Source organism: Aestuariicoccus sp. MJ-SS9, from assembly GCF_032586235.1.
Classification (GTDB): Bacteria; Pseudomonadota; Alphaproteobacteria; order Rhodobacterales; family Rhodobacteraceae; genus Aestuariicoccus.
This window is the reverse complement of the sequence record NZ_JAWHTD010000002.1, coordinates 166,808-178,229: the sequence shown is the minus strand read 5'-3', so window position 1 is coordinate 178,229 and position 11,422 is coordinate 166,808. Positions and strand designations below refer to the sequence as shown.

The 11,422-nt window shown below is 65.2% G+C and carries 10 protein-coding genes; 1 reads left to right on the top strand and 9 read right to left on the bottom strand.

What is annotated here, in order from left to right:
- Positions 1-26 precede the first annotated feature (26 nt).
- From RXV88_RS02605 to RXV88_RS02575, 7 genes are all read right to left on the bottom strand, one after another.
- Positions 27-692, bottom strand: coding sequence for a glutathione S-transferase family protein (locus tag RXV88_RS02605; protein WP_316290453.1), 666 nt, complete (start codon positions 690-692; stop codon positions 27-29).
- 156 nt (positions 693-848) lie between these two features.
- Positions 849-1,244: a hypothetical protein gene (locus RXV88_RS02600; RefSeq protein WP_316290452.1), complete on the bottom strand. Its 396-nt coding sequence runs from the start codon at positions 1,242-1,244 to the stop codon at positions 849-851.
- A gap of 148 nt (positions 1,245-1,392) precedes the next feature.
- Entirely contained in the window at positions 1,393-2,157 is a 765-nt protein-coding gene (gene mtgA / locus RXV88_RS02595; protein ID WP_316290451.1) for a monofunctional biosynthetic peptidoglycan transglycosylase, read from the bottom strand.
- Positions 2,158-2,470: 313 nt separating this feature from the next.
- A complete protein-coding gene (gene gltB, locus RXV88_RS02590; RefSeq protein WP_316290449.1) occupies positions 2,471-7,012 on the bottom strand; it encodes a glutamate synthase large subunit in 4,542 nt (1,513 codons plus the stop codon).
- A complete protein-coding gene (locus RXV88_RS02585) occupies positions 7,009-7,425 on the bottom strand; it encodes a GFA family protein (protein ID WP_316290447.1) in 417 nt (138 codons plus the stop codon). The genes gltB and RXV88_RS02585 overlap by 4 nt, the downstream gene beginning before the upstream one ends.
- A complete protein-coding gene (locus RXV88_RS02580; protein WP_316290445.1) occupies positions 7,422-7,844 on the bottom strand; it encodes a GFA family protein in 423 nt (140 codons plus the stop codon). The genes RXV88_RS02585 and RXV88_RS02580 overlap by 4 nt, the downstream gene beginning before the upstream one ends.
- 76 nt (positions 7,845-7,920) lie before the next feature.
- A complete protein-coding gene (locus RXV88_RS02575; RefSeq protein ID WP_316290443.1) occupies positions 7,921-9,354 on the bottom strand; it encodes an NAD(P)-dependent oxidoreductase in 1,434 nt (477 codons plus the stop codon).
- Positions 9,355-9,576: 222 nt separating this feature from the next.
- On the opposite strand from RXV88_RS02575, the gene RXV88_RS02570 reads away from it, so the two are divergent.
- Complete coding sequence (locus RXV88_RS02570; protein ID WP_316290441.1) at positions 9,577-10,380, top strand: undecaprenyl-diphosphate phosphatase; 804 nt, start codon at positions 9,577-9,579, stop codon at positions 10,378-10,380.
- Between the two features lie 60 nt (positions 10,381-10,440).
- Here the strand turns inward: RXV88_RS02570 and rlmH are convergent, their stop codons facing one another.
- Both rlmH and rsfS read right to left on the bottom strand, forming a co-directional pair.
- Complete coding sequence (gene rlmH / locus RXV88_RS02565) at positions 10,441-10,911, bottom strand: 23S rRNA (pseudouridine(1915)-N(3))-methyltransferase RlmH (RefSeq protein ID WP_316290440.1); 471 nt, start codon at positions 10,909-10,911, stop codon at positions 10,441-10,443.
- Positions 10,912-11,286 carry a ribosome silencing factor gene (gene rsfS, locus RXV88_RS02560; RefSeq protein WP_316290438.1) on the bottom strand — a complete coding sequence of 125 codons (375 nt, stop codon included), beginning with the start codon at positions 11,284-11,286 and terminating at the stop codon, positions 10,912-10,914.
- Positions 11,287-11,422 lie beyond the last annotated feature (136 nt).

Below are 11,422 nucleotides of genomic sequence, written 5' to 3'. Positions count from 1 at the left end.
CAGGCGCGCGTCGTCCCATCATCCGCTCAGAAATCCAGATCGGCATAATGCGCCGGCGGCGGAAAGCCCGGCACCTGATCGGCTAGGATCCCTCGGAAGGCCGGGCGCGACTTTATCTTGGCGTACCAATCCTTGACCACCTCCGACCGGTTCCAATCCACGTCCGAGATGTAATCCAGCGACGACAGATGCGCGGCGGCGGCGAAATCCGCCAGCGTCATCACGTCGCCCGCCAGCCAGCGCCGGTGGTCCAGCAGCCACGCCATGTAATCGAGGTGATACTTGATCGCCTTGGCACCCGACTTCACGTTCCCCGAATCCGGAAAGCCCTTGCCCATGACCTTCTTGTTGACCCGCTCGTACAGCAGCTTCGAGGTCACCTCGTTGTGGAACTTGTCGTCGAACCAGCCCACCAGCCGCCGGACCTCGTATTTCGCCTCGGGCGAGCGCGGCATCAGCGGCGGTTCGGGGTGTTTTTCCTCGATGAACTCGCAGATCGCAGCGGACTCGGCCATGGTGCGCCCGTCGATCTTCAGCACCGGCACCTTGGCGGCGGGGTTGCGGCGCAGGAAATCGGCGTCCTTCTCCCAGTACCGCTCTTCCACCAGCTCGCATTCGATCTTCTTCTCCGCCAGACTCAGCCGGACCTTGCGGCAGAAGGGGGACAGTGGAACGTGGTAGAGCTTGGCCATAAAGACGGTTCCCGCGCAAAGTGCGATACCCCTATTTGACGCGAAACCGGCACCGGTTCAACCGGCGAAACCCGGCTCGCCCGGACAAGAGCTGTCCGGGCGGCGCGTCCCAGCGCCGCCCGGGATCTGTGGGATCGCGGCGGAATGTTCACCGCGTCAATCGCAGCCACCGTTTTCCGGATCGGTGCAATTGCCGCAGGCGGCGTCCACCCCGTCGGAACTGACGTCGATGTAACAGAAATAAGGCCAGGCGATGCATTGCACGCCCCAGCCCCAGATCTGGCACTCGATGGCCTCGTCGCCGCCTGCCGCCGCCTGCAAGGCGTTGATCCGCGCATAGGTCATCGCGACCTGCGATTTTTGCGCCGCGCTCAGATCGCCGGGGGCGATCCGGTCTCCGGCCTCCTTGCGCAGCCGGATCGTGCCGAGCAGCCGTTCGGTCCGGTCATAGTCCATCTGCGTCATCGGCCTTGTTACGCGCGCATCCTGCGCCGCAACCGGTGGTGCGGCCAAAGCGGCAAGTGTAACGGCGAGTGTGGTGAAATATGTCATTGGCTTCATGGTCAGGTCCTCAAATCGGATGTTTCAAAGAAATCGTCCGCATCCGGGATGTCACGGATGCGCGCATAAGGATTCCACAAGGCTAGAAATCTACCAATGGTTGAATACCGCCATAAGGCGGACCGCCGCCGACCGGCGCTTATTCGAAACAGGCCGCCCGGCCGTCCGCCGCGATCGTCGCCGCGCCGTCGCGGATCTGCGCCGCGCGCCTCTGCACGAAATTCGAAGGGCGGCTGGCCGAGCGATCCTTCGGGTTCGGCAACACCGCCGCCAGACGCGCGGCCTGGGTGGGGCTCAGCGCCTCGGGGCCGACGCCGAAGTAATGCCGCGCGGCGGCCTCTATGCCAAAGACGCCTTCGTCGAACTCGGCCACGTTGAGATACACCTCAAGGATGCGGCGCTTGGGCCAGAGCGCCTCGACCACCGGGGTGATGAGGGCCTCCAGCGCCTTGCGAGTGTAGGTGCGCCCGTGCCAGAGATAGACGTTCTTGACCACCTGCTGGCTGATCGTGCTGCCGCCGCGCGCGCCGCCCGCGTCGATGGCGGCGCGGATCGCTTCCATGTCGAACCCCCAATGGGTGCAGAAATTCGCATCCTCCGCCGCCACCACCGACCGAAGCATCACCGGCGCCACGTTCTCTGCATCGACCCAGACGCGGTCGACGGCGCCCAGCCGCTGCGTTTCGGACCAGATATAGAAGGTCGTCGGCGGGTTGATCACGCGGTAGGCCAGCACCAGCATCACAAGAACCGACACCGCCACAAAGGTCAGCCGCAAGGTCCAGCGCAGCAGCCATGCCAGCGGGCGGAACCGACGTGTCTTGGCGTCCCTGGGCTTGAACGTCGGCTGAGGCCCTGAACGAGCCTTGGGTTTACCGGATGTACTGGGGGACCTGCGCACCATGGCAAAAGCTATACGCCACCGAACGGCGCGATAAAATCCCTTCGGCCGGGCCGGGCCCGCGTCGGCGCGGGCCTGCCCGGATCGCCCCATCGGTCAGGACGGCTGGGACGGGACCGTCTGGAAAGGCGGCGCATCGCCCGCCTTTCATTAATAACGGGTATATCCGGGGTTTCTGCCAGAATTGGGAAACAATCATGGTCATTTTCGGACAGGTGACGCGCCGCAAGGCCCCTGAAACGCCCTGAGACACGCCCTGAAACGAGAACGCGCCCCGGAAAGCGGGGCGCGTAATGCATTGTATAGGCGAGGCGGACTATTCCGCAGGAACCGCCAGCCCCTCCTCGATCCCGATGGGATGCGGCAGCTTGTCCAGCATCTCTTTCGGGCAGACCTGGATGAAATGCGGCTTCTCGGTCTCCCAGTGCTGCAGGATGTCGCTGGCCTTGCGGCTGGCGGTCTCGGCGACGTGGCGTTCGATCAGGTCCTTCAGCTGATCCTCCCAATGGTCCACGGTCACCGGGCAGGTGACCAGGCTTTCGAGGTTCATCAGCTTCTGCGCCAGACCATCGGGGTCGTAGAGATAGGCCATGCCGCCGGTCATGCCCGCGCCGAAGTTCGCGCCGATCGGCCCGAGGATCACCGCGACACCGCCGGTCATGTATTCGCAGCCGTTCGACCCGCAGCCCTCGACCACGACCTTGGCGCCCGAGTTGCGCACGGCAAAGCGTTCGCCCGCGCGGCCGGCGGCAAAGAGATAGCCATCGGTTGCGCCGTAAAGCACGGTGTTGCCGATGATCGTGTTCTCGGACGCGACCAGCGGGCTGATCTGCGGCGGACGCACCACCACGGTGCCGCCCGACAGGCCCTTGCCGACATAGTCGTTTGCGTCGCCCGACACCTCCAGCTTGAGCCCCGGCGCCGCGAAGGCCCCCAGCGACTGACCGGCGCTGCCGGTCAGCTTAACGTGCAGGTGGTTGGGCTGGAGCGCGTTGCGCATGCCGAACTTGCGCACGATATGCGACGAGGTGCGCGTGCCCACGGTGCGGTGGGTGTTCTGGATCGCGTAGGACAGCTGCATCTTTTCGCCATCCTCGAGAAAGCGCGCGGCGTCGCGCACGATCTCTGCATCCAGCGTATCGAGCACCGCGTTCCGCGGGCGGTCGCGGTCGTAGACGATGTCGTCGGCCCCGTCCACGCGGATCAAGAGCGGGTTGAGGTCGAGATCGTCCAGATGATCGCTGCCACGGCTGACCTGGCTCAGCAGGTCGGCGCGCCCGATCACCTCGTCAAGGCTCCGCGCGCCGATGGAGGCGAGGATTTCGCGTACTTCCGAGGCGTAGAAGGTGATCAGGTTGACGACCTTGTCCGCATTGCCGGTGAACTTGGCGCGCAGTTCGGGGTCCTGGGTGCAGACGCCCACCGGGCAGGTGTTCGACTGGCACTGACGCACCATGATGCAGCCCATGGCGATCAGCGCGGCGGTGCCGATGCCGTATTCCTCGGCCCCCATCATCGCCGCCATGACGATGTCGCGGCCGGTGCGCAGGCCGCCGTCGGTGCGCAGGGTCACACGGCTCCGCAGGTTGTTCATCGCCAGCACCTGATGCGCCTCGGTCAGGCCCATCTCCCACGGCAGACCCGCGTATTTGATCGAGGTCGCGGGCGACGCGCCGGTGCCGCCGTTGTGGCCCGAAATCAGGATCACGTCGGCCTTGGCCTTGGCCACGCCCGCCGCGATTGTGCCGACGCCAGAGGACGCCACCAGCTTGACCGTCACCTTGCAGCGCGGGTTGATCTGCTTGAGATCGTAGATCAGCTGCGCCAGATCCTCGATCGAGTAGATGTCGTGGTGCGGCGGCGGCGAGATCAGCGTCACGCCCTTGGTCGAATGCCGCAGCCGCGCGATCAGGTCGGTGACCTTCATGCCGGGCAACTGCCCGCCCTCGCCGGGCTTGGCGCCCTGGGCGACCTTGATCTCAAGCTCTTCACAGTGGTTGAGATACTCGGCGGTCACGCCAAAGCGCCCCGAGGCCACCTGCTTGATCTTGGCCGACGGGTTGTCGCCGTTGGGTTCCGGCACGAAATGCGCCGGATCCTCGCCGCCCTCGCCGCTGTCGGATTTCGCGCCGATGCGGTTCATGGCGACGTTCAGCGTCTTGTGCGCCTCCGGGCTCAGCGCGCCCAACGACATGCCCGGCGTCACGAACCGCTTGCGGATCGAGGTGATGCTTTCCACCTCTTCCAGCGGGATCGCATCGCCCAGCGGCTTGATCGCCAGGAGGTCGCGCAGATGGATCGGCGGGTTGGCCTGCATCGCCTTGGAATAGGTCTTCCACATCTCAAAGCTGGCCTTGTTGCAGGCGGCCTGCATCAGGTGCATCGTCTGCGCGCCCCAGGCGTGCGTTTCGCCGGACTTGCGCGCCTTGTAGAAGCCGCCGATGGGCAGCACGTCGCGCCCGCCCTTGAAGCCGAGGCTGTGGATCTCTTCGGTCTTGGTCTGAATGCCGCTGACGCCGATCCCGCTGATCCGGCTGGTCATGCCCGGGAAATATTCGGCGCACATGGCGCGGCCGAGGCCCACGGCCTCGAAGTTCAGCCCGCCGCGATAGGACGAGATGACCGAGATGCCCATCTTGGACATGATCTTGAGCAGACCCTGGTCGATGGCCTCGCGGTATTTGGCGACCGCCTGGGTCAGGGTCATGTCCAGCAGACCGCGCTTGATGCGGTCGGCCAGGCTGTCCTCGGCCAGATAGGCGTTGACCACCGTCGCACCCGCGCCGATCAGAACGGCAAAGTAATGCGGGTCGATGCATTCGGCCGAGCGCACGTTCAGCGAACAGAAGGTCCGAAGCCCCTTGCGCGTCAGATGGCTGTGGACCGCCGAAGTGGCCAGGATCATCGGCATCGCCACCTTGTCGGGCCCGCAATGCTGATCGGTCAGGGTGATGTGGCCCGCACCCGAGCGCACGGCATCCTCGGCCTCGCCGCGGATCCGTTCCAGCCCCTTGCGGAGCGCGTCGCGCCCGGCGCCTGCGGGGAAGGTGCAGTCGATCTCGACCAGACCGGCGTTGAAATGCTTGGCCAACTCGTCGAACTGGGCATTGCCGACGAAGGGGCTGTCCAGCACGAGGATCTCGGTCTGGGCGCTGCTTTCGTCCAGCACGTTCTTGAGGTTGCCGAACCGGGTCTTGAGGCTCATGACCCGGAATTCCCGCAAGCTGTCAATCGGCGGGTTGGTCACCTGGCTGAAGTTCTGGCGGAAGTAATGCGACAGCGGGCGGTACTTCTTGGACAAGACCGCGCTCGGCGTGTCGTCGCCCATCGAGGCGATGGTTTCCTTCCCGTCCTCGGCCATCGGCGCGAGGATTTGTTCCAGCTCTTCGATGGTGTAGCCCGCCGCGATCTGGCGGCGGCGCAGCTCGGCGCCCTCGAACATCGGTGTTTCGGCGATCGCGGCCAGCGGCGCGTCCAGCTCGTTGATCTTGCCGACCCACTCGCCAAAGGGCTGGGCGGCAGAGAGTTTGTCCTTTATTTCGACGTCGTGGTAGAGCTTGCCCTCTTTCATGTCGACGGCGATCATCTGACCGGGGCCAAGCGCGCCCTTCTCGCGCACCGTGGCCTCGTCGGCGGGCACCATGCCGGCCTCGGAACCCGCGATCAGCATGCCGTCGCCCGTCACCACGTAACGCATCGGCCGCAGGCCGTTGCGGTCGAGCCCGCCGCAAACCCAGCGGCCATCGGTCATGGCCAGGGCGGCGGGGCCGTCCCAGGGCTCCATCACAGAGTTGCAGTAGGAATACATGTCGCGCCACGCCTCTGGCAGCTCGATCGCCTGCTTGGACCAGGATTCCGGCACCAGCATCGTCTTGGCCATCGGCGCGTTGCGGCCGGCGCGCACCAGCACCTCGAACACCGCGTCGAGCGCGGCGCTGTCGCTGGCGCCCGAGGCGATGATCGGCTTGATATCCTCGGCCATGTCGCCAAACGTCGTCGAGGCCATGCGGATCTCATGGCTCTTCATCCAGTTGACGTTGCCCTTGAGCGTGTTGATCTCGCCGTTGTGGGCCAGCATCCGGAACGGCTGCGCCAGCCACCATTGCGGGAAGGTGTTGGTGGAATAGCGCTGGTGATAGATCGCGAAGGCGCTGGTAAAGCGACTGTCCTGCAGGTCGGGGTAGAACTCGCTGACCTGCTCGGCCAGCATCATGCCCTTGTAGATGATCGACCGGCACGACAACGACGCGATGTAAAGCCCGCCGATCCCGGCCGCGGCCGCGGCCTTTTCGATGCGCCGGCGGATGACGTAAAGCTCGCGCTCGAATTCCTCTTCGCCGATGCCCTTGGCGTTCGAGATCAGGATCTGCTCGATCTCGGGCCGGGTCGCGTTGGCCTTTTCACCCAGGCAATCGACATTCACCGGCACATGCCGCCAACCATAGATATGGTGGCCCATGCGCAGAACTTCGGTTTCCACGATAGTCCGGCAGGATTCTTGCGCGCCGAAATCTGTGCGCGGCAGGAACACCTGACCAACCGCCATAAGCGCATCCTTGTTGGGTTTGTGGCCGGTGCGTTCGATCTGGTCATAGAAGAACGCCACCGGGATCTGGACATGGATGCCTGCGCCGTCGCCGGTCTTGCCGTCGGCATCCACCGCCCCACGGTGCCAGATCGCCTTGAGCGCTGCGATCCCTGCCTCGACCACGTCGCGGCTCGGCTTGCCATCGAGGTTCACCACGAGCCCGACGCCGCAGGACGAATGCTCTTCGCTTTCGTGGTACATCCCGTTTTCGGACATCCACTTGCGCTTGGCCTCTTCGGCGGCGGCCCAGGCTGCATCGTATTTGGTCATGTCTGATCTCCCACTGGGGATGGATATTTGGCTTCGTACTCGGCTTGGGTGGCGCGCTTGTGGTCGCCGGGCAATCCGGCCCAGCACAGCGCGCGGTCGGTATAAATTTCGGACTTAAGCGGCCAGTCGCGCGCGGCATCAAAGAGCCCCGGCATCAGGTCGCGTTCGGCACGGCCCTCGTCGCGCATGTAAAGGTGGCTGCCACAGGTGCCGCAAAACGCCCGGTAGGACGTAGGCGACGATGCGAATTCGGCAACCGGGCCGTCGATGGTGACATCGGTGGCGGGAAAGGCCGCGAAAACCGCGCCCGACCAGCGTTTACACATGTCGCAATGGCACACGCCGACCCAACCCGGCGGATCGGCCACGGTGATCCGCACCGCACCGCAGAGGCACTGCCCCACCACGCTCATGCGCCTCCTCCGAACAACGCTTCGGTCTCGGCGCTCGAAAGCCGGCGATGGTCGCCCGCCAGCGCATAGCCGTGTGGGCAGCGGTCGGCGAAAAACTCGATCTTCATCTCGCCGCCGCCGGCATTATCGAAAAGCCCCGCGGAAAGATTGCGCACGCCGTCGGCCACCGTGCCGTACCACAGCGTAGAGCCGCAGGTGCCGCAAAAGCCGCGCTCTGCCCAGTCGGACGAGCGGAAGCTGCGCGCAGGGCCGTCGATCTGCACCACGTCCGCCTCGATCGAAAAGAACGCGCCGCTGGTGTGGCGACGGCACATATCGCAGTGACAGGCCCGCAGGCGCGGCACGGCATTCGCCGTGGCCGTGACCGTCACCGCGCCGCAAAGGCAGTGGCCGGTAATCTTTGTGCTGGCCTCGGCCATGTGGGTTCCTTTCGCTGGGGGGATTGGGCCACTGGCCCATCCCGCCTGTCCGGTCCTGAATTGCCGTCCGCGCGGATCACTCCGCGGCGATGGCGCCCTTCTGGTCGAAGTTCGACAGCACCGCCTCGGCGCAATCCCGCCCGTCGCGGATCGCCCAGACCACAAGGCTGGCGCCGCGCACGATGTCGCCCACCGCATAGACGCCGGGCATCGCGGTCGCACCGGTGGTGAACTCGGCCTTGACGGTGCCCCAGCGGGTCACCTCCAGCTCGGGCACACCCCAAAGCGTCGGCAGTTCCTCGGGCTCGAAACCCAGCGCCTTGATCACCAGATCGGCGGGCTCGACATATTCCGACCCCTCGATGATTTCGGGGCTTTGCCGGCCCGTCGCGTCGGGCTGACCCAGCCGCATCCGGTCGACGATCACGCCGGTCACCGGGTCGCCCTTGAACCCCTTGGGCGCGGTCAGCCATTCGAACTGAACGCCCTCTTCCTCGGCGTTCTGCACCTCGCGCTGCGAGCCCGGCATGTTGGCACGGTCCCGGCGGTAGAGGCACTTGACCGAGGTCGCGCCTTCGCGGATCGCGGTGCGCACGCAGTCCATCGCGGTGTCGCCGCCGCCGATCACGACGACGCGCTTGCCTTCGGCGTTCAGCTCTCCGCTTTCGTATTCCGGCACTTCGTCGCCAAACGACTTGCGGTTGGACGCGGTCAGAAAGTCGATGGCCCGCACGATGCCCTCGGCCCCGCTGCCCGGCCCGCCCAGATCGCGGCTCTTGTAGACGCCGGTGGCGATGATCACGGCGTCATGCTGCGCGCGGATCTCGTCAAAGGACATATCCTCGCCCACGTTGCAATTCAGCACGAAGCGCACGCCACCCTTTTCCAGCTGCTCGTTGCGGCGCATCACGACCGGCTTTTCCAGCTTGAAGCCGGGGATGCCATAGGTCAGCAGCCCGCCCGCGCGGTCGTAGCGGTCATAAACGGTGACCTGCACGCCGGCCCGGCGCAGCACATCCGCCGCCGCCAGCCCGCCGGGGCCCGCGCCGATGATGCCGACGCTCTCGGCGCGCTCCTGCGCCGGGGCGATGGGCTGGACCCAGCCTTTTTCCCAGGCGGTGTCGGTGATATATTTCTCGACCGATCCGATGGTCACCGTGCCGTGGCCCGATTGTTCGATCACGCAATTGCCTTCGCAAAGCCGGTCCTGCGGGCAGATCCGCCCGCAGATTTCGGGGAAGGTGTTGGTGGCCTGGCTGATCTCATAGGCCTCCTGCAGGCGGCCCTCGGCGGTCAGGCGCAGCCAGTCGGGGATGTTGTTGTGCAGCGGACAATGGCTCTGACAATAGGGCACGCCGCACTGGCTGCAGCGGCTGGCCTGCTCCTTCGCCTTGGCGTCGGCATATTCCGCATAGATTTCGTGAAAATCCGTGCGACGCAGGCTTGCGGCGCGCTTTTCGGGCATCGCCCGTTCGATCTTCACGAATTTCAGCATCGGCTGCTTCGCCATAGGTTTCATCTCCGCAGAATTGGGTCGGTCGGACCTCAATAAGGCATGTGTCCGGGAAAGAAAAGTCACACATGCTGACCTATTTCCGGAAATTTTCGTGCCTGCGAACGCAAAAATGCTGCAGTACAGAAATTATATGGTCCGAATTGGACCTATATTTCCCCTATCCTTTGATTCCCAAGGGCTTATACAAGAACCACCTCCGCAACCCGAGCCAACGCGATGACCCTGACCCACCTGCTGATCCTCGCCTTGATCCAGGGCATCACGGAATTTCTTCCGGTTTCCTCTTCGGGTCACCTGATTCTGTTGCCGAAGCTCACTGGATTGCAGGATCAGGGTCAAGCGTTGGACGTAGCGGTGCATGTGGGCACACTGGCGGCGGTGGTGCTCTATTTCCGCGCCGATGTCGCGGTCGCTGCCAAGGGCAGCCTGCGCTTGCTGCGCGGCCGCGTCGACACCCAGGGCGCGTTTCTTGCGCTCTGCCTGCTGATCGCGACGGTCCCGGTGATCGTCTTCGGGCTGGCGCTGAAACTGACCGGCCTCGACGAGGCCCTGCGCTCGACCGCCGTGATCGGCTGGACCATGCTGATCTTCGGGATCGTGCTCTACTGGGCCGACCAGAAGGGTGCGCAGGAAAAGACCGCGGATGGGTGGTCGCTCCGCGATGCGCTGATCATGGGGCTGTGGCAGGCGGTGGCGCTGATCCCAGGCACCTCGCGGTCGGGCATCACGATCACCGCCGCCCGGCAGCTGGGCTACGCCCGCCACGATGCGGCGCGGCTGGCGATGCTGATGTCGATCCCGACGATCCTCGCCTCGGGCGTTCTGCTCGGGGCCGAGGTGGTCGCCACCGCCGATGCCGCCGCCGCCCGCGACGGCGCGATCGCGGCGGTCTTTGCCTTTCTGGCGGCTCTGGCCGCACTGACGCTGATGATGCGGCTGCTGCGGTCGGTCAGCTTCACGCCTTACGTGATCTACCGAATCGTCCTCGGCCTGATCCTGCTGACCATCGCCTACACATAAGCGCCTCGCGGGATGGCGGGTGGGGTGTCGCCGCAGGCGCACGTCACCCTGCCAGACCGATCAGACCCGGTGATACGGGCTGCCCGCCAGAATGGACGCCGCGCGGTACAATTGCTCACAGAGCATCACCCGCGCCAGCATGTGCGGCCAGACCATCTTGCCAAAGGACAGCGCCGCATCCGCCTCGGCGCGCAGGCCCGGGTCGATCCCGTCCGCGCCACCGATCACGAACGCCAGATCGCCCGTCCCGTCGTCACGCCAGCGCGCCAGCCGCTCGGCGAAGGTGGGCGAATCCATCACCGTGCCGCGCTCGTCCAGCACGCAAAGCACGGCCTTGTCGGGCAGCGCGCGGCGCAACAGCGCCGCCTCGCCCGCCATGCCGCCGCCCTTGCGGTCGTCGACCTCGTGCAGCTGCGCCGGGCCGAGGCCCAGCGCCCGCCCGGTCCGGTCGAATCGTTTCAGATAATCGTCCACAAGGCCGCGCTCTGGGCCCGCCCTAAGGCGGCCCACCGCGCACAGATGCACCCGCATTCAGCGTTGTTGCGCCGTCGCAGCGCCGCCCGCCGGCAGCCACATCTTTTCAAGCTGGTAGAATTCGCGCACCTCGGGGCGGAAGACGTGGACGATCACATCGCCTGTGTCGATCAGCACCCAGTCGCCGGTCTCTTTGCCCTCGATCTTCGAGAGCACGCCGAAGCGCTGCTTGAGCTCGTCCACCAGCTTTTCCGAAATCGCCGAGACCTGACGCGACGACCGGCCCGAACAGATGACCATGTAATCGCCGATCGCCGTCTTGCCGCGCAGATCGATCTGCACGACGTCTTCGGCTTTCATGTCGTCAAGGTTTTCAAGGATGGCGGCAAGCAACGTGTCGCTTGTCACCTCCGGTTGGGTCAGGCCCGCCATGGGCGCTCCCCGGTCAGCGGCCGTGGCCGCGTCTGCTGTTGCCGACAGGACATTGTCCTCCTTCGCATGACACGCCGATCCATCGCTCCGGCGCCGAGCGTGGCTGTAAGATAGCACCGGATGTGTGAAATCTCAA